Below are 18,695 nucleotides of genomic sequence, written 5' to 3' on the forward strand. Positions count from 1 at the left end.
TGTCATCTACACTTAACAAAAATACAGCAAGGAAAATCCCATGCGCATTTTGCCCGTCGTTGCTGCAGTTACGGCTGCATTCCTGGTTGTCGCGTGTAGCTCCCCGACACCGCCGAAAGGCGTTACCGTGGTAAATAACTTTGATGCCAAACGCTATCTGGGAACCTGGTATGAAATTGCGCGCTTCGACCATCGTTTCGAGCGCGGGTTGGATAAAGTGACCGCAACATACAGCTTGCGCGACGACGGCGGCATCAACGTTATTAACAAGGGCTATAACCCTGACAGGGAGATGTGGCAGAAAACGGAAGGGAAAGCCTATTTCACCGGCGACCCAAGCAGAGCCGCGCTTAAGGTTTCTTTTTTCGGCCCCTTCTATGGCGGGTATAACATAATTGCACTCGACCGGGAATATCGTCACGCGCTGGTTTGTGGTCCGGATCGCGACTACCTGTGGATCCTTTCACGGACCCCGACTATTTCAGATGAAATGAAACAGCAAATGTTAGCCATCGCGACCCGAGAAGGGTTTGAAGTGAATAAACTGATTTGGGTGAAACAGCCTGGCGCTTAGTGAGTGCTCAGCTTCAGACCAATAATGCCAGCAACGATCAGCCCAAGGCTCAGCAAACGTGCCGGGCTGGCAGACTCACCCAGCAGCAAAATCCCTGTAATGGCCGCCCCAACAGCGCCAATACCGGTCCAGACCGCATAAGCGGTTCCTACAGGCAACGTGCGCATTGCCCAGGAGAGCATGGCGATGCTGACGATCATCGCCGCAATAGTGATAATGCTTGGCGTAAGACGCGTAAAACCGTGGGTGTATTTCAGGCCAATCGCCCAGACAACTTCGAGCAAACCTGCAATTAATAAAACGATCCAGGACATATCAGGCTCCAGAACAATGGGGCCGTCCCCGGTGAATGAAGCGTTTGCAGGTCGTCCTGCAAAGCTGATGTGTGAAATGGCATTTTTGCCCGGAAGAAAATGAATTTCAACCTTTTTATTCACTGCCTGCTAAAAGCAAGAATTAAGCATAATTAGCGGCGTAGTTCCCGCATTTGGCACTCATCGGAGTTCTCTATGATGAAGGGCTTTCTGAAACCAGAAAGTCGATTGCCCCTCTTCTGAATGCGAAACGTTTATGCTTAAAATTTTAGTGATTGACCGGTGCCACTTTACCCGCACAGGGATAGAGGCCTTGCTTAATCATTCTGGCAGGTTCAGCTCCTCATTTCTGGTATCAGGAATCAATAATCTCCTGTTAGCAAAAGAGCATATTTTGCAATGGAAACCGCATCTGGTGATCGCGGATTTATACAGTTTTATTAGCGAGACGCACTCCAGTCCGCCAATTAAACCTTTTTTTATGAGTTGTGGCGTCATCCCACTGATTTTACTGCAATCAGCAGACAGACAGCATGCCCCCATCGTGCCCTCTCAATCCGTAGCCCATTCGGTCTTGACCAAGCACACCACGCTGAACACACTCTCCAACACAATTCAGGAAGCGCTTCAGGTTCGCCCTGCATTAGAAATAGCCAAAAACGCCACGCCTTTGCTTACGCCGCAGGAGGAGAAAGTATTATCAATGTGGATGGATGGTGTGAGTAACAATGCCATTGCCGCCGCGCTCAGCATTCATGGCAAAACGGTCTACACCTATAAGCGGAATATCCGTATGAAACTGCACCTGGGGAACCGCTTCTCGCCGTTCCTTTCACTCCCAGGGAAGGGAGATTAACGGTACGACACGTACGTCGTACCGTTCTTCATTATTGCTGAGCTTTTGTCGCTGCACCAGAGATTGCGCTACCGCCTTCAGAGATATCCTGTCCTACGCCTCGTGTGGTATTACACGCGGTTAAAACGGAAGAAAGTACCAACACAGAAAAGATCGCAGCAATTGTCTTCTTAACCATAACGTCTTCCTTTTCTAGCCAATATTGTTTGTGTATAGCTACTTAATAATAGACAAGATCCGGGAGTGTGATGGATAAACACCCGTTTTTAAGACTATATGAAAGGATTAGCTGGCGGCGTGAGAAATTGAATTGCCAAGATGTTTGATGTCTTCACCGAAGCCGCGCGCGGTATTGCATCCTGTCAGGAGGGTGCTGGTGAAAAGGAGTAGCATTACAAGACCGAGAAGACGTTTCATCATTCCTGCCCTGGAAAAAGTATGGCGCAGCAACCTGCGCCATAAGATCAAATGGAAGACTTATTTTACGCGAGAAACGTATTCGCCGGAGCGGGTATCCACTTTGATCACTTCGCCGATCTGTACGAACAGCGGAACTTTAACAACTGCGCCGGTAGACAGGGTAGCCGGTTTGCCGCCAGTACCAGCGGTATCGCCTTTCAGACCTGGGTCGGTTTCAACAACTTCCAGCTCAACGAAGTTCGGCGGAGTTACGGAGATCGGCTGACCGTTCCACAGGGTCACGATGCATTCAGCCTGGTCCAGCAGCCATTTAGCGTTATCGCCTACCGCTTTCTCGTCTGCAGCCAGCTGTTCGAAAGTGGTGTTATTCATAAAGTGCCAGAACTCACCGTCGCTATACAGGAAGGTCAGGTTCATGTCGGCTACGTCTGCGCCTTCAGCGGAGTCAGTAGACTTGAAGGTTTTCTCTACGCGAGTACCGGTCAGCAGGCGACGCAGCTTAACGCGCGCAAACGCCTGGCCTTTACCTGGTTTAACGAATTCGCTGGCTTCAACCGCATAAGGTTCGCCGTCCAACATGATTTTAAGACCAGCACGAAAATCGTTGCTATAGTACGTTGCCATAAGGCCCTCTGAAAATTGTTAACTGGTAGCTAAGCCACAAAATGGCGCATATTGTAACCCTAAATACCCCATCCAGAGAAGATTGGTTATCGCAACTTGCCGATGTTGTGACCGATCCCGATGAACTTCTGCATCTTTTAAACATAGATGCAGATGAAAAACTGTTGGCCGGACGCGACGCGAGACGGCTTTTCGCCCTGCGCGTGCCGCGTGCGTTTATTGCCCGCATGGAGAAAGGCAACCCGGACGATCCGCTTTTACGTCAGGTACTGACTGCCCAGGAAGAGTTTGTGGCCGCGCCAGGCTACTCAACCGACCCACTGGAAGAACAGCACAGCGTGGTTCCCGGTCTGCTGCATAAATATCGCAATCGGGCACTGCTGCTGGTTAAAGGCGGTTGCGCGGTAAATTGTCGCTATTGCTTCCGCCGGCATTTCCCATACGCCGAAAATCAGGGCAATAAGCGCAACTGGCAGGTCGCCCTCGACTACATTACCGCGCACCCTGAGCTGGATGAAATCATCTTCTCTGGTGGCGATCCGTTAATGGCCAAGGACCACGAACTGGACTGGTTGCTCACGCAACTGGAAGCTATCCCGCACATTAAGCGTCTGCGTATTCACAGCCGTTTGCCGATAGTGATCCCGGCGCGCATTACAGAAGGACTGGTCGAGCGTTTTGCGCACTCCTCCTTGCAGATTCTGCTGGTCAATCACATTAACCATGCCAATGAAATTGATCAGACGTTTCGCCAGGCGATGAGCAGTCTGCGCGCCGCGGGCGTTACGTTACTCAACCAAAGCGTATTGCTGCGTGGCGTGAACGATAACGCGCAAACCCTGGCTAACCTTAGCAACGCACTGTTTGATGCCGGTGTGATGCCCTATTACCTGCACGTGCTGGATAAAGTGCAGGGTGCCGCACACTTTATGGTCAGCGACGATGAAGCGCGTCGCATTATGCGTGAGCTTCTGACGCTAGTTTCCGGCTATATGGTCCCCAAACTGGCGCGTGAAATTGGTGGAGAGCCAAGTAAAACACCGCTGGATCTGCAGTTACGTCAACAATAGCTATTACTGAGTGTCCGATTCCGGACACTCACCACGATTACTTATTATTTAAACCCCCACAAGTGGAGCCTCGCTTTTAATCTGTGCTATTTTAATTAGCGCAGTTCAATCATTCATTCGTAAATTTTATCAATAGTTTCAAATGCAGAATATTAATAAATATATGGTTAGGGAGAACCTTTTATGGCTATAAGTATTAAGGGCGTTAATACTGGCATTATTCGCCAAAAGAATGAATTTGTTGCCATGGCATTAAAAATAAAAGAACCAAGAAACAAAGAATCTCTCTTTTTTCTCTCTCCACTTGGACTTAGAGACCTGCTTATCGCGCTGGAGAGCCGGCTGTACGCCATTTCACAGCTAAACACAGACGAGCGTATGCAATATGAAAAGACATGTGATAAAGCCAGCAAAAAAATGCACGAGAATATTCCGTCAATTCAGGAAGATGAACTAAAAAATGCGGATATTAACCGTCGCATAAATTCGCTGATGTTAGTGGATGACAAAGGCGAGAATTTAACATTTTCTCTGACGTTACATGACGGACAAACATGCGAATTACTGGTTAATGAATTACAGATTCAGGTGTTGGCGCATGCAATTATTCACGCAATAAATAATTCTGGCATGAGAGAACTCGCGCTACGAATAACATCGCTGCTGGATTTCCTGCCGCTGTACGATGTTGATTGTCAGCAAAACGACAATCTGGAATACGACTCTTATACACAACCCGAATGGAAACATAACCTGTTTAATCATTATCTGGCGATTATTTACCGCTATACAGACAATAAAGGAAAAGCCCAGTTCTGTGGTTCGGTAGTGAAAACTCGCGCCCTTTCCGGTAGCAAAGAAGCCGAAGCCATTACTCGCCGTCTTCTCGACTTCAGCCCGCGGCTGAAAAAACTTGCCGGTGTACCGTGCCAGGTGTTTGTCAGAACGTTGACGGGTGATAAGACGCAAAAGCTCAATCAGGATCAGTGCCTGCGCGCATTGCATCATTTACGCGTTCAGTCTGCGCATAAGACTCAGAATGCCTGATGGCGCTGCGCTTATCAGGCCTACGATCATTCGTACCGTAGGCCGGATAAGACGCTTTAGCGTCGCCATCCGGCATCAGCAGCAGTTCTCAATTAGGGCACTTATAAACCTGTCCAATCATCTCGCTGGCGGTAGGAACAAAGCTGGACAGCATTCCCTGCGATGGGCTGCTGACGCCATAAATCACGTTACCGCCCATTGCCGCAGCCTGATTACGCAGATCGTTTGCTGCGCCACGCATTGAGCCGCCCTCTTCGCCGTGCTGGCCTGAAAGCCAGTTGCTTTGCTTACCGGTTGCGGTGCCTATCAGTTGGCACTCTGCGCCAGGCTTGTCTTCAACAAAACGTACGCTTTGCCCGGCAGAACTCAGTTCGTTGCTGGAGCTACAACCCGCCATCAGTAGCGCGGCACCAACGATCCCTGCTAAATATTTCACGTGCATGTCATTCCCCATAATCAATTAGTTGGACGTTATGTCCGTAGCTGAATCATATACTAAAAAGATGACCAAAAGAAAAACCCCCAGACATTTCTGCCCGAGGGTTTCTCATTTTTCGCGAGATGCGTATTTAATCAAATAATTCAAGTTGCAGGCAGGCGGCAAGTTCATGAATCCCAAGGAGCTTACATGAGTAAGTGACTGGGGTGAACGAACGCGGCCAACGAACCTGCGGCTTGAAGTATGAAGATTAAATTACATCATGCCGCCCATTCCACCCATGCCACCCATACCGGCAGCACCTAAGTCAGGCGCATCGCCTTTCGGCAGGTCGGTAACCATGCACTCGGTGGTGATCATCAGACCCGCAACAGAAGCCGCGTACTGCAGAGCAGAACGAGTTACTTTGGTTGGATCCAGGATACCCATGTCGATCATGTTGCCGTATTCTTCAGTTGCAGCGTTGTAACCGTAGTTACCGTCACCAGCTTTCACGGTGTTAGCCACTACAGACGGCTCTTCGCCGCAGTTCAGTACGATTTGACGCAGTGGGGATTCCATTGCGCGCAGCGCAACTTTGATACCTACGTTCTGGTCTTCGTTCTGACCTTTCAGGCCGGCAATTTTAGACGCTACGCGAATCAGCGCAACACCACCACCAGCAACCACGCCTTCTTCTACAGCAGCACGGGTAGCGTGCAGGGCATCTTCAACGCGGGCTTTCTTCTCTTTCATTTCAACTTCAGTCGCAGCACCAACTTTGATAACCGCAACGCCGCCTGCCAGTTTCGCTACGCGCTCCTGCAGTTTTTCACGGTCATAGTCAGAAGTTGCTTCTTCGATCTGCTGACGAATCTGAGTCACGCGACCCTGGATTGCAGCTTCGTCGCCCACGCCATCGATGATGGTGGTGGTATCTTTGTTGATAACAACGCGTTTCGCCTGACCCAGATCTTCCAGAGTTGCTTTTTCCAGCTCCATACCGATCTCTTCAGAGATAACGGTACCACCGGTCAGGGTAGCGATATCCTGCAGCATTGCTTTACGACGATCGCCGAAGCCAGGTGCTTTAACCGCAGCGACTTTCACGATACCGCGCATGGTGTTAACAACCAGAGTTGCCAGCGCTTCGCCTTCAACATCTTCAGCGATGATCAGCAGCGGTTTGCCTGCTTTCGCTACAGCTTCCAGAACCGGCAGCATTTCGCGGATGTTGGAGATTTTCTTGTCAGCCAGCAGGATGAACGGGCTTTCCAGTTCTACTGCGCCAGTTTCCGGCTTGTTGATGAAGTAAGGAGACAGGTAGCCACGGTCGAACTGCATACCTTCAACCACGTCCAGTTCGTCCTGCAGACCGGTACCGTCTTCAACGGTGATCACGCCTTCTTTACCGACTTTGTCCATCGCTTCAGCGATCAGTTTACCTACGGTTTCGTCGGAGTTAGCGGAGATGGTACCAACCTGAGCAATAGCTTTAGAGTCGGAGCACGGTACGGACAGTGCTTTCAGTTCTTCAACAGCAGCAGCGACAGCTTTGTCGATACCACGTTTCAGATCCATCGGGTTCATGCCCGCAGCAACGGCTTTCAGACCTTCAGTGATGATGGACTGAGCCAGTACGGTTGCGGTGGTGGTACCGTCACCTGCAGCGTCGTTCGCTTTAGAGGCAACTTCTTTCACCATCTGCGCACCCATGTTTTCGAACTTGTCTTCCAGTTCGATTTCACGTGCTACGGAAACACCATCTTTAGTGATGGTCGGTGCACCGAAAGATTTATCCAGAACTACGTTACGGCCTTTTGGACCGAGGGTAACTTTCACTGCATCTGCCAGTACGTTTACGCCGCGCAGCATTTTCACACGAGCGTCGTTACCGAATTTTACGTCTTTAGCTGCCATTTTCTCTTTCCCTTAAATTCGTATGTTCAGTGTCGTTCGCGGATTAGGCTTCAACAATCGCCAGGATGTCGCTTTCAGACATGATCAACACTTCTTCATTGTCGATCTTCTCAGATTTAACACCGTAGCCATCGTTGAAAATAACGATATCGCCGACTTTCACGTCCAGCGGCTGTACGGTACCGTTGTCCAGGATGCGACCCTTACCGACAGCGATGATTTCGCCACGAGTTGATTTACCTGCTGCAGAACCAGTCAGTACGATGCCGCCAGCAGATTTGGATTCAACTTCTTTACGTTTGACGATCACACGATCATGTAACGGACGAATACTCATTGATAGCTCTCCTTTGAGAAAGTCTTTATCAGTTATGGGTGACGCCGGCCCGTAAACGGTTTCCCGGCTAGTGACCAGAGAGATGGGGATGGGGTTTTGTGCCTTCAAGGGGGCAAGCGAAAAAAATTTTTTATCAGCAGAAAATCCCGTCAAAACGCCGACGCACCTCACATTTCATAACGATTTCAGTCACGTCGTCATAAGCAAATCTGATTGTGATACCATCAAAAATCTGCGCTGTAGCCCGGTCAATGGGCATAACCGGATAACAACTTATGAGCGGACTGAAACAAGAGCTGGGACTGGCTCAGGGCGTTGGCCTGTTGTCGACATCATTGTTAGGTACAGGCGTTTTTGCCGTCCCCGCGCTGGCCGCACTGGTTGCGGGCAACAACAGCCTGTGGGCATGGCCGGTGCTGATTGTTTTGGTCTTTCCCGTAGCGATTGTCTTCGCCGTACTGGGTCGTCATTTTCCCAGCGCAGGCGGTGTGGCGCATTTTGTCGGCATGGCCTTTGGTTCACGCCTGGAGCGCGTCACCGGATGGCTATTTTTGTCGGTCATTCCTGTCGGTTTGCCTGCGGCATTGCATATCGCCGCCGGATTCGGTCAGGCGATGTTTGGCTGGCATGACGAGCAGCTTTTGCTGGCTGAGCTCGGTACGCTGGCATTGGTTTGGTACATCGGCTCTCGCGGCGCAAGCTCCAGCGCGAATCTACAAACGGTCATTGCAGGACTGATTGTTGCCCTGATTGTTGCTATCTGGTGGGCGGGCGATCTGACACTTGGCGAAATCCCCTTCCCTGCGATTACCGATATTGAGCTTCCCGGCCTGTTCGCCGCGTTGTCGGTCATGTTCTGGTGCTTTGTCGGCCTTGAAGCGTTTGCTCACCTGGCGTCTGAATTCAAAAATCCGGAGCGAGACTTCCCACGCGCACTGATGATCGGCCTGCTGCTGGCAGGGTCTGTTTATTGGGCATGCACCGTTGTCGTTCTCCATTTTGGTGCCTACGGCGAGCAAATGGCGGCCGCAGCGTCGCTGCCAGAGATCGTCGTGCAACTGTTTGGCGTACAAGCTCTGTGGGTCGCCTGCATCATTGGTTATCTAGCCTGTTTTGCCAGCCTCAACATTTATATACAAAGCTTCGCCCGGCTGGTCTGGTCGCAAGCGCAGTATAAGCCGGAGAGTTATCTGGCTCGTCTGTCCCCCCGACACCTTCCGCGCAATGCGCTAAACGCCGTATTGGGCTGCTGCGTAATCAGTACTCTGTGCATCTATATGCTGCAAATCAATCTCGATGCGTTAATCGTCTACGCCAACGGCATCTTTATTATGATTTATTTGCTGTGCATGTTGGCGGGGTGTCGATTACTGAAAGGGCATTATCGCGCACTGGCGATCATTGGCGGTCTGCTGTGCCTACTGCTACTGGCGATGGTCGGCTGGAAGAGTCTGTACGCGTTGATTATGCTGGCAGGACTGTGGCTGTTTTTACCCCGCAGGCCGGATAAGGCAACGTTGACGCCATCATCCGGCCTATAAACACTTTTGCCGGATGACGCTAACGCTTATCCGGCCTACAAACTGATGCTTAATCCCGACGATCGTCTTTATGTTCGATGCTGTCGCGCTTGTCATCCTTGCGCTGAAATTCACCATCAAAAGTCTCACCGCTACCCGTTCCGGCGCTAAAACCACCGCCAGGCATACGCGAAAAACGCAAATGTGGCAGCAGTTTCATCGTCAGATGTTTTTGCACCGGGGGTAATAAAAGAAGAAGACCGAGGAAATCGGTGAAAAATCCGGGCAGCACCAACAGCAGACCGGCAATAATCAGCGATACGCTTTTGATCATTTCTGCAGCCGGACTTTCACCTGCCGCCATTTTCTGTTGCATCAGTAAAAAGTTCTTAAATCCCTGATTACGAACCAGAGACATACCGATAACCGATGTAAAAATAACCAAAATCAGCGTCATCAGGACGCCCATCACATGGGCAACCTGAATAAAAATAGATATCTCTATGTAAACATAGAGAAAAATGGCAAGTAATGGTATCCAGCGCAAAGGGATCTCCTGTTAATAACAGCCGTTTTGTTCAACTTCTGTTCGAAAAATTATGTTAATCGCATCGATTTGATATTGTGGTGGTTAGCAAAATTTCAAGTGGCTTGTACACTAATATTTGGGGTTAATCACAAAGGGGTGATCCATTTCACAGAATAATAAATAAGGGGTAAATTCCACGCTTTAAGTGATCCAGATTACGGTAGAAATCCTGAACCAGCATATGATCTCGGGTATCAGACCGATGCAGGGGATAATCGTCGGTCGAGAAACAATCGAAATCACATATATCCTGTGTGTTTAGTCAAATCATTGGCAGCTTGAAAAAGAAGGTTCACATGTTAAACAACATTCGTATCGAAGAAGACTTGTTGGGTACCAGGGAAGTTCCAGCGGACGCCTACTACGGTGTCCACACTCTGAGAGCGATTGAAAACTTCTACATTAGCAACAACAAAATCAGCGATATTCCTGAATTTGTTCGCGGTATGGTAATGGTTAAAAAGGCAGCGGCTATGGCCAACAAAGAGCTGCAAACCATTCCTAAGAGTGTGGCAAATGCCATCATCGCGGCGTGTGATGAAGTCCTGAATAACGGAAAATGCATGGATCAGTTCCCGGTAGACGTTTACCAGGGTGGTGCGGGTACCTCCGTCAACATGAACACCAACGAAGTTCTGGCCAATATCGGTCTGGAACTGATGGGTCACCAGAAAGGTGAATATCAGTACCTGAACCCGAACGACCACGTTAACAAATGTCAGTCTACCAACGACGCATACCCAACTGGCTTCCGTATCGCTGTATACGCATCCATCATCAAACTGGTTGATGCACTGAACCAGCTGCGCGAAGGCTTCGAGAAAAAAGCTGTTGAATTCCAGGACATCCTGAAAATGGGTCGTACCCAGCTGCAGGATGCTGTACCGATGACCCTCGGTCAGGAATTCCATGCTTTTAGCGTACTGTTGAAAGAAGAAGTGAAAAACATTAGCCGTACCGCTGAGCTGCTGCTGGAAGTTAACCTCGGCGCGACAGCAATCGGTACTGGTCTGAACACACCGAAAGAGTACTCTCCGCTGGCAGTACAGAAACTGGCTGAAGTCACCGGCTTCGCCTGTGTTCCGGCAGAAGATCTGATTGAAGCAACTTCTGACTGTGGCGCATACGTTATGGTGCACGGCGCACTGAAACGTCTGGCTGTGAAGATGTCCAAAATCTGTAACGACCTGCGTTTGCTCTCCTCTGGTCCGCGTGCGGGTCTGAACGAGATCAACCTGCCGGAATTGCAAGCTGGTTCTTCTATCATGCCAGCTAAAGTGAACCCGGTTGTTCCGGAAGTCGTAAACCAGGTGTGCTTCAAAGTCATCGGTAACGACATCACTGTAACCATGGCATCTGAAGCTGGTCAGCTGCAGCTGAACGTAATGGAGCCGGTCATTGGTCAGGCAATGTTTGAATCCATTCACATTCTGAGCAATGCTTGCTACAACCTGCTGGAAAAATGCGTTAGTGGTATCACTGCTAACAAAGAAGTCTGTGAAGCGTTTGTATTCAACTCCATCGGCATCGTTACTTACCTCAACCCGTTCATTGGTCACCACAACGGCGACATCGTCGGTAAAATTTGTGCCGAAACCGGTAAGAGCGTACGTGAAGTTGTCCTGGAGCGCGGTCTGTTGACCGAGTCTGAACTGGACGATATCTTCTCTGCACAGAACCTGATGCACCCTGCTTATAAAGCAAAACGTTATACTGATGAAAGCGAACAGTAATCGTGTAGGGTAGTACCGGAGAAGGCACGTCATGATGACGTGCCTTTTTTCTTACTCGAAGTTACTTAAAAACAACAATTTAATATCAACTTGTTAAACAACAAGGAAGGCTAATATGATAGTTTTAGAACTTATCATCGTTTTGCTGGCAATCTTTTTAGGTGCCAGACTTGGGGGTATCGGTATTGGATTTGCAGGTGGGCTGGGTGTTCTGGTTCTCGCCGCTATCGGCGTAAAACCCGGTAATATCCCGTTCGATGTTATTTCCATCATCATGGCGGTTATCGCTGCCATTTCAGCTATGCAGATTGCAGGTGGTCTGGACTATCTGGTTCATCAAACTGAAAAACTGCTGCGTAAAAACCCGAAATACATCACGATCCTTGCACCTATCGTGACCTATTTCCTGACTATCTTCGCAGGTACCGGCAACATCTCTCTGGCAACGCTGCCAGTTATCGCTGAAGTTGCGAAAGAACAAGGGATCAAACCTTGCCGTCCGCTCTCTACTGCAGTGGTTTCTGCACAGATTGCGATTACGGCGTCTCCAATCTCCGCAGCCGTGGTTTACATGTCTTCCGTAATGGAAGGTCATGGCATCAGCTACATTCACCTGCTGTCCGTGGTCATTCCGTCCACCCTGCTGGCTGTTCTGGTCATGTCCTTCCTGGTAACTGCGCTGTTCAACTCCAAACTGTCTGACGATCCGATTTATCGTAAGCGTCTGGAAGAAGGCCTGGTTGAACTGCGTGGTGAAAGACAAGTTGAAATCAAAGCGGGCGCAAAAACTTCTGTTTGGTTGTTCCTGCTGGGCGTGGTTTGTGTCGTCGTATATGCGATCGTCAACAGCCCAAGCCTCGGTCTGGTCGCTAAACCGCTGATGAACACCACCAACGCAATCCTGATCATCATGCTGAGCATCGCGACGCTGACCACGATCATCTGCCGCGTTGAAACTGACTCCATCCTGAACTCCAGCACTTTCAAAGCCGGTATGAGCGCCTGTATTTGTATCCTGGGTGTTGCATGGCTGGGTGATACCTTCGTATCTCACAACATTGACTGGATCAAAGATACTGCAGGTAGCGTAATTCAGGGTCATCCGTGGCTGCTGGCTGTCATCTTCTTCTTTGCTTCTGCACTGCTGTACTCTCAGGCTGCAACCGCTAAAGCACTGATGCCGATGGCTCTGGCCCTGAACGTTTCCCCACTGACTGCTGTTGCGTCTTTCGCCGCGGTTTCTGGCCTGTTCATTCTGCCAACCTACCCAACTCTGGTTGCGGCAGTTCAGATGGATGACACCGGTACAACTCGCATCGGTAAATTCGTCTTTAACCATCCGTTCTTCATCCCGGGTACTCTGGGTGTGGTTCTGGCTGTCTGCTTCGGCTTCTTGCTGGGCAGCTTCATGCTGTAAGTTTTTCCTGCAGGGTGCCTGGGCGCCCTGCAGTTCCTCCTCCCCACCCCGCTTTAACTAACATCCTTCCCTCGTCCGTTGTATAGTGACCATTCTTTTGCTGGTTACTCTGTTCTTTCGAGGTGTTTATGCTTGATGTAAAGAGTCAGGATATTTCCATCCCCGATACCGTTGTGGTGCTCTGTACCGCCCCGGATGAAGCAACCGCCCAGGATCTCGCCGCCAAAGTGCTGGCGGAAAAGCTGGCTGCTTGCGTGACCCTGCTACCCGGTGCGACCTCCCTCTACTATTGGGAAGGCAAACTGGAACAGGAATATGAAGTCCAGATGATTTTAAAAACCACCGTCACACACCAGCAAGCCCTTCTCGATTGCCTGAAGTCACATCATCCATATCAAACACCTGAACTTCTGGTTTTACCCGTCACTCACGGAGACTTTGATTACCGCTCATGGCTCAACGCATCCTTACGCTGATCCTGCTGCTGTGCAGCACATCTACCTTTGCCGGATTATTTGACGCGCCTGGCCGCTCGCAGTTTGTTCCTGCCGATCGGGCGTTTGTTTTTGATTTTCAGCAAAACCAACACGATCTGAACCTCACATGGCAGGTTAAAGATGGCTACTATCTGTATCGCAAACAGATAAGCATTACGCCATCTCAGGCCGATATTGCTGAGGTAAAACTGCCGCCAGGCGTCTGGCATGAAGATGAGTTTTACGGCAAAAGTGAGATTTACCGTAAACAGCTGACTGTCCCGATCACGGTCAATCAGGCTAAGTCTGGCGCAACATTAACGGTCACATATCAGGGCTGCGCCGACGCTGGATTTTGCTATCCACCAGAAACAAAAACGGTGCCATTAAGTGAAGTGTCTTCTGGTTCCGCGGCGGCCCCTGCACCAGCCCCAGCCACTGCAGATCCGCAAGAAAAACCGCAGCCCACGGCCCAACTCCCCTTCTCCGCGCTATGGGCATTGCTGATCGGAATTGGTATCGCGTTTACGCCTTGCGTATTGCCGATGTATCCGTTGATTTCCGGTATCGTACTGGGTGGCAAGCAACGCTTATCAACCGGACGGGCACTGTTGCTGACGTTTATCTACGTTCAAGGTATGGCGCTCACCTATACCGCGCTGGGTTTGGTTGTTGCAGCCGCCGGTTTGCAGTTCCAGGCTGCGCTTCAGCATCCCTACGTCCTGATTGGTCTTGCCGTCATCTTTACGCTGTTGGCTCTGTCGATGTTTGGCTTGTTCACGCTGCAATTGCCTTCATCACTGCAAACGCGTCTCACGCTAATGAGTAACCGCCAGCAAGGCGGATCTCCCGGCAGCGTCTTTGCGATGGGGGCGATTGCTGGCCTCATCTGTTCTCCTTGCACAACGGCCCCGCTAAGCGCGATTTTGCTGTATATCGCTCAGAGCGGGAACATGTGGCTGGGAGGCGGCACACTGTATCTGTATGCGTTGGGGATGGGATTACCCCTGATGCTGATTACCGTATTTGGCAACCGCTTGCTGCCTAAAAGTGGCCCATGGATGGAACATGTCAAAACCGCTTTTGGCTTTGTCATTCTGGCGCTTCCCGTCTTCTTGCTCGAACGTATCGTTGGCGACGAGTGGAGCGTTCGCTTATGGTCACTGCTAGGCGTCGCGTTCTTTGGCTGGGCGTTCATCACCAGCCTACAGGCAAAGCACGCCTGGATGCGTATCGTGCAGATTGTCCTGTTAGCCGCAGCACTGGTAAGCGTGCGTCCATTGCAAGACTGGGCGTTCGGCGCGCCACATGCTCAAACCCAGGCACATCTTAACTTCACGCCGGTGGCATCGATAGATGCGTTAAATCAAGCACTGGCGCAAGCTAAAGGCAGGCCAGTCATGCTGGATCTGTATGCCGACTGGTGTGTAGCCTGTAAGGAATTTGAAAAATACACGTTCAGTAATCCGCAGGTTCAGCAAGCGCTAGGCAACACAGTGCTATTGCAGGCGGATGTGACAGCAAACAATGCACAGGATGTCGCACTCCTGAAACATCTACAGGTTTTAGGTTTGCCGACTATCTTGTTCTTTGATGCCGAGGGGAAAGAGCACCCGGAAGCTCGGGTTACGGGCTTTATGGATGCCGCGACCTTCAGCGCACATTTGCGCGATCGCCAACCGTGAGCGACACTTGCAACAGGAAATACGGAGGAGAATACCGTGCAACGTGAAGATGTCCTGGGAGAAGCCCTGAAATTACTTGAGGTGCAAGGGATAGCCAATACCACGCTGGAAATGGTGGCCGAACGCATCGATTATCCTCTGGATGAACTGCAGCGCTTTTGGCCCGATAAAGAGGCCATTCTGTACGATGCGCTACGTTACCTCAGCCAGCGGGTGGATATCTGGCGGCGTCAGCTTTTACTGGATGACACGCTGAGCGCTGAGCAGAAATTACTGGCGCGCTACACTGCGCTGTCCGAATGCGTGAGCAATAATCGCTATCCCGGCTGTCTGTTCATCGCCGCCTGTACGTTTTACCCCGATCCCGGGCATCCGATCCATCAGTTAGCCGATCAGCAAAAAAAGGCGGCACATGACTTCACCCATGAGCTGCTGACGACGCTGGAAGTTGACGACCCGGCAATGGTCGCCAAACAGATGGAACTGGTGCTGGAAGGCTGCCTGAGCCGCATGCTGGTTAATCGTAGCCATGCTGATGTCGAAACGGCACACCGCCTGGCTGAAGATATCCTGCGCTTTGCCCAGTGCCGAATGGGCGGTGCGCTGACCTAAGCGAGCATTATCTGTTTTCGTCGCCTCTGTCGGAAATATTTGTGCAAACTTCAGGCATAACCATGCAGATTGCCGCAATATTAAGCGGTTGAACAATGTTTCCAGAAATTTGATTGACTGACAGACGTGAATACGGTTTAATGCGCCCCGTTGCCCGGATAGCTCAGTCGGTAGAGCAGGGGATTGAAAATCCCCGTGTCCTTGGTTCGATTCCGAGTCCGGGCACCAAATTCATATCAACGGACCTCCACGGAGGTCCGTTTTTGCATTCTGAGCCCGCAAAAATCAACACTTCTACAATTCCTTAACTCCACCCAATTCAATCAACTTCAACCCGCATCAAGTCCCTTGCGAGGGTACAACTGAGGGTATAGTCTGATTCGATAAAATTTATACCCCTTTTACTATCAGGAGACCCCGCCAATGGCGCTCACTGACGCGAAAATCCGAGCAGCAAAGCCGGATGAAAAACCTTATAAACTTGCCGACAGCGGCAACATGTTTTTACTCGTTCACCCTAACGGCTCGCGCTACTGGCGGCTCCGCTACCGGTTTCTGGGCAAAGAGAAAACGCTCGCTCTGGGTGTCTATCCTGAAGTCTCGTTATCAGAAGCAAGGGAAAAACGCGATACGGCGAGGAAGCTGATAGCTGAGGGAACTGACCCGTGCGAACAGAAACGGATCAAAAAGTCAGTACCCGAAGCAGCTCAGACATTTGAAGGCATCGCAAGGCAGTGGCATAAGAGTAACAAAAAATGGTCAGCCTCACATAGTGAGAAGATACTGAAAAGCCTCGAAACTCATGCGTTTCCCTTTATTGGCTCACGTGATATTACCACCCTCAGGACTCCCGATTTACTTGTTCCAGTAAAGGCTGCCGAAGCCAAAGAGATCTATGAAATTGCAGCGCGCCTTCAGCAGCGTATCACTGCAATCATGCGCTATGCTGCCCAGTCAGGCATTATCACCTATAACCCTGCCGTGGATATGGCTGGCGCGTTAACCACGGTGAAACGCCAGCACCGCCCTGCCCTCGCCTTAAATCGCATTTCAGAGCTTCTTGAACGACTGGATGGATACAGAGGACAACCTCTCACCCGACTGGCAACTAAACTCACTCTGCTTATCTTCATCCGTTCCAGTGAACTACGCTTTGCCAGGTGGTCTGAGATCGACTTTAAGAAAGCCATGTGGACCATTCCTCCTGAGCGGAAACCTATTGAAGGGGTCAAGTATTCCCATCGTGGCTCAAAAATGCGAACAGAGCATCTTGTGCCACTATCTACTCAGGCGGTGAATATACTGAAGCAGATCCACACTATCAGCGGAGAACATGAACTGATTTTCACCGGCGATCACAATCCATGGAAACCCATGAGTGAGAACACTGTAAATAACGCACTGCGTCTGATGGGCTATGATACAAAGGTCGATGTCTGTGGTCACGGCTTCCGGGCAATGGCCTGTAGTTCGTTGATTGAGTCAGGTCTTTGGTCCAGGGATGCGGTCGAACGTCAGATGAGCCATATGGAACGTAACACAGTGCGGGCTGCGTATATCCATAAAGCGGAACATCTGGATGAGCGAAAGCTGATGTTGCAGTGGTGGGCTGATTTTCTGGATGCTAACAGGGAACAGAGTGTCAGCCCTTTTGACTATGCAAAAATTAATAATCCTTTGAGAAGGTGACAGAACTCCATACACACACATGCTCTTCCCTCACAGGGGAAGAGCACTCATTGATAAAATACTGGCGTACAACCCCGAAGATAATCAGGGAGCACGCTGATTGATAGGACCGGAATTGTTACGCTCATGGCGACCATGAGGGGCAGTCCATGTACTGATGGTGCATGTAGTTGAATTTTCACCTTACTGGTATGAACTTAGTCTTCTGTATTTTCTGAATGGAGAATACATTAAAGGTGCGATAGCTTTTCGCCACGGTTTTACCACAAAATCTTACACCGCGGAAATTTACATCCCTTTCCACTTGCTGTGCGGCATAATCTTTCTGGCGGACCCGATACCGCTGAAGATTATTATGTAACATACAACTCGTTATGGGGACAATATCCAGAAACATTGATGTTTGTAAACTGACTGTATAATCACTCATCTGTAATGCGTGAACTGGAAGAAATAATTAAATGTGTCGAAATGCTGATGCAGAAAGATGTTTTTGAATATGCGAAAGTATTTTAAGACAGAAGAAGAATCGACGAGCGACTTTCTGAGAAAATTGTACAGAAATATAGAAGAAATGAAGGGGGAATATGTTTTGCCTTGGATATTTCCGTTTTCAGTAGAGATGAAGGGTAATGACTCCAACTTATTGATAGTGTTTTATGTTCAGATAATGCCCGATGACTTTGTCATGCAGCTCCACCGATTTTGAGAGCGACAGCGACTTCCGTCCCAGCCGTGCCAGGTGCTGCCTCAGATTCAGGTTATGCCGCTCAATTCGCTGCGTATATCGCTTGCTGATTACGTGCAGCTTTCCCTTCAGGCGGGATTCATACAGCGGCCAGCCATCCGTCATCCATATCACCACGTCAAAGGGTGACAGCAGGCTCATAAGACGCCCCAGCGTCGCCATAGTGCGTTCACCGAATACGTGCGCAAACCGTCTTCCGGAGCCTGTCATACGCGTAAAACAGCCAGCGCTGGCGCGATTTAGCCCCGACATAGCCCCACTGTTCGTCCATTTCCGCGCAGACGATGACGTCACTGCCCGGCTGTATGCGCGAGGTTACCGACTGCGGCCTGAGTTTTTTAAGTGACGTAAAATCGTGTTGAGGCCAACGCCCATAATGCGGGCGGTTGCCCGGCATCCAACACCATTCATGGCCATATCAATGATTTTCTGGTGCGTACCGGGTTGAGAAGCGGTGTAAGTGAACTGCAGTTGCCATGTTTTACGGCAGTGAGAGCAGAGATAGCGCTGATGTCCGGCAGTGCTTTTGCCGTTACGCACCACCCCGTCAGTAGCTGAACAGGAGGGACAGCTGATAGAAACAGAAGCCACTGGAGCACCTCAAAAACACCATCATACACTAAATCAGTAAGTTGGCAGCATCACC

At 50.1% G+C, this 18,695-nt stretch carries 20 protein-coding genes, 1 tRNA gene and 2 pseudogenes; 13 read left to right on the forward strand and 10 right to left on the reverse strand.

The genetic code is table 11. The features are described 5' to 3' along the window. Window positions 1–40 precede the first annotated feature (40 nt). Complete coding sequence (locus OGY08_RS15220) at window positions 41–574, forward strand: lipocalin family protein (RefSeq protein WP_125363696.1); 534 nt, start codon at window positions 41–43, stop codon at window positions 572–574. Here OGY08_RS15220 and sugE read toward each other — a convergent pair. Then, on the reverse strand, window positions 571–888 hold the full coding sequence (gene sugE, locus OGY08_RS15225) for a quaternary ammonium compound efflux SMR transporter SugE (protein ID WP_000118520.1): 318 nt from the start codon (window positions 886–888) through the stop codon (window positions 571–573). The genes OGY08_RS15220 and sugE overlap by 4 nt on opposite strands. Before the next feature lie 256 nt (window positions 889–1,144). Between sugE and OGY08_RS15230 the strand changes: the two genes are divergently transcribed. After that, entirely contained in the window at window positions 1,145–1,744 is a 600-nt protein-coding gene (locus tag OGY08_RS15230) for a helix-turn-helix transcriptional regulator (RefSeq protein ID WP_032942159.1), read from the forward strand. A 31-nt stretch (window positions 1,745–1,775) separates the two neighbouring features. Here OGY08_RS15230 and ecnB read toward each other — a convergent pair whose 3' ends face one another. From ecnB to efp, 3 genes are all read right to left on the reverse strand, one after another. Beyond that, the gene (ecnB, locus tag OGY08_RS15235; RefSeq protein ID WP_003025482.1) at window positions 1,776–1,922 is read right to left on the reverse strand and encodes a lipoprotein toxin entericidin B; all 147 of its coding nucleotides are present in this window, start codon (window positions 1,920–1,922) and stop codon (window positions 1,776–1,778) included. 107 nt (window positions 1,923–2,029) lie between these two features. Continuing rightward, on the reverse strand, window positions 2,030–2,164 hold the full coding sequence (gene ecnA / locus OGY08_RS15240) for a lipoprotein antitoxin entericidin A (RefSeq protein WP_003830568.1): 135 nt from the start codon (window positions 2,162–2,164) through the stop codon (window positions 2,030–2,032). Window positions 2,165–2,221: 57 nt separating this feature from the next. Beyond that, entirely contained in the window at window positions 2,222–2,788 is a 567-nt protein-coding gene (gene efp / locus OGY08_RS15245) for an elongation factor P (protein WP_003025478.1), read from the reverse strand. 41 nt (window positions 2,789–2,829) lie between these two features. On the opposite strand from efp, the gene epmB reads away from it, so the two are divergent. Further along, window positions 2,830–3,858 (forward strand): EF-P beta-lysylation protein EpmB, encoded by a 1,029-nt coding sequence (gene epmB / locus OGY08_RS15250; protein WP_125363697.1) that lies wholly within the window; start codon window positions 2,830–2,832, stop codon window positions 3,856–3,858. Between the two features lie 183 nt (window positions 3,859–4,041). Then, window positions 4,042–4,905, forward strand: coding sequence for a YjeJ family protein (gene yjeJ, locus OGY08_RS15255; RefSeq protein ID WP_125363698.1), 864 nt, complete (start codon window positions 4,042–4,044; stop codon window positions 4,903–4,905). An 88-nt stretch (window positions 4,906–4,993) separates the two neighbouring features. Here the strand turns inward: yjeJ and OGY08_RS15260 are convergent, their stop codons facing one another. The 3 genes from OGY08_RS15260 to OGY08_RS15270 form a co-directional block, all read right to left on the reverse strand. Next, window positions 4,994–5,347, reverse strand: coding sequence for a DUF4156 domain-containing protein (locus OGY08_RS15260; protein ID WP_003025468.1), 354 nt, complete (start codon window positions 5,345–5,347; stop codon window positions 4,994–4,996). Between the two features lie 252 nt (window positions 5,348–5,599). After that, window positions 5,600–7,243 (reverse strand): chaperonin GroEL, encoded by a 1,644-nt coding sequence (groL, locus tag OGY08_RS15265; protein ID WP_003830576.1) that lies wholly within the window; start codon window positions 7,241–7,243, stop codon window positions 5,600–5,602. 43 nt (window positions 7,244–7,286) lie between these two features. Then, window positions 7,287–7,580 carry a co-chaperone GroES gene (locus OGY08_RS15270; protein WP_000027827.1) on the reverse strand — a complete coding sequence of 98 codons (294 nt, stop codon included), beginning with the start codon at window positions 7,578–7,580 and terminating at the stop codon, window positions 7,287–7,289. Between the two features lie 275 nt (window positions 7,581–7,855). Here OGY08_RS15270 and yjeH point away from each other — a divergent pair, with 275 nt between their 5' ends. Continuing rightward, on the forward strand, window positions 7,856–9,121 hold the full coding sequence (gene yjeH / locus OGY08_RS15275) for an L-methionine/branched-chain amino acid transporter (RefSeq protein WP_125363699.1): 1,266 nt from the start codon (window positions 7,856–7,858) through the stop codon (window positions 9,119–9,121). Between the two features lie 49 nt (window positions 9,122–9,170). Here yjeH and OGY08_RS15280 read toward each other — a convergent pair whose 3' ends face one another. Beyond that, window positions 9,171–9,647 (reverse strand): FxsA family protein, encoded by a 477-nt coding sequence (locus OGY08_RS15280; RefSeq protein WP_125363700.1) that lies wholly within the window; start codon window positions 9,645–9,647, stop codon window positions 9,171–9,173. A gap of 338 nt (window positions 9,648–9,985) precedes the next feature. Here OGY08_RS15280 and aspA point away from each other — a divergent pair, with 338 nt between their 5' ends. From aspA to OGY08_RS15320, 8 genes and pseudogenes are all read left to right on the forward strand, one after another. Then, window positions 9,986–11,422: an aspartate ammonia-lyase gene (gene aspA / locus OGY08_RS15285; protein ID WP_003830668.1), complete on the forward strand. Its 1,437-nt coding sequence runs from the start codon at window positions 9,986–9,988 to the stop codon at window positions 11,420–11,422. Window positions 11,423–11,537: 115 nt separating this feature from the next. Further along, window positions 11,538–12,839, forward strand: a complete 1,302-nt coding sequence (gene dcuA / locus OGY08_RS15290; RefSeq protein WP_003830670.1) for an anaerobic C4-dicarboxylate transporter DcuA — start codon at window positions 11,538–11,540, stop codon at window positions 12,837–12,839. Window positions 12,840–12,967: 128 nt separating this feature from the next. Continuing rightward, window positions 12,968–13,315: a divalent cation tolerance protein CutA gene (gene cutA, locus OGY08_RS15295; protein WP_003025447.1), complete on the forward strand. Its 348-nt coding sequence runs from the start codon at window positions 12,968–12,970 to the stop codon at window positions 13,313–13,315. Beyond that, a complete protein-coding gene (locus tag OGY08_RS15300; protein WP_125363701.1) occupies window positions 13,291–15,000 on the forward strand; it encodes a protein-disulfide reductase DsbD in 1,710 nt (569 codons plus the stop codon). The genes cutA and OGY08_RS15300 overlap by 25 nt, the downstream gene beginning before the upstream one ends. A gap of 36 nt (window positions 15,001–15,036) precedes the next feature. After that, window positions 15,037–15,612, forward strand: a complete 576-nt coding sequence (locus OGY08_RS15305; RefSeq protein ID WP_008785982.1) for a transcriptional regulator — start codon at window positions 15,037–15,039, stop codon at window positions 15,610–15,612. 152 nt (window positions 15,613–15,764) lie between these two features. Beyond that, window positions 15,765–15,840, forward strand: a tRNA-Phe gene (locus OGY08_RS15310). Window positions 15,841–16,035: 195 nt separating this feature from the next. Continuing rightward, window positions 16,036–17,301 carry a tyrosine-type recombinase/integrase gene (locus OGY08_RS15315; protein ID WP_171278910.1) on the forward strand — a complete coding sequence of 422 codons (1,266 nt, stop codon included), beginning with the start codon at window positions 16,036–16,038 and terminating at the stop codon, window positions 17,299–17,301. Window positions 17,302–17,347: 46 nt separating this feature from the next. After that, a pseudogene (locus OGY08_RS15320) lies at window positions 17,348–18,010 on the forward strand (hypothetical protein); the annotation flags it as partial. Here OGY08_RS15320 and OGY08_RS15325 read toward each other — a convergent pair. Beyond that, window positions 17,945–18,446 (reverse strand): annotated as a pseudogene (locus tag OGY08_RS15325) (IS1 family transposase). The pseudogenes OGY08_RS15320 and OGY08_RS15325 overlap by 66 nt on opposite strands. Next, a complete protein-coding gene (locus OGY08_RS15330; protein ID WP_000179213.1) occupies window positions 18,365–18,640 on the reverse strand; it encodes an IS1-like element transposase in 276 nt (91 codons plus the stop codon). Before OGY08_RS15330 ends, OGY08_RS15325 begins: the two are co-directional and overlap by 82 nt. Window positions 18,641–18,695: the final 55 nt, after the last annotated feature.

The organism is Citrobacter sp. Cpo069 (genome assembly GCF_030332785.1).
Lineage (GTDB): Bacteria > Pseudomonadota > Gammaproteobacteria > Enterobacterales > Enterobacteriaceae > Citrobacter > Citrobacter portucalensis.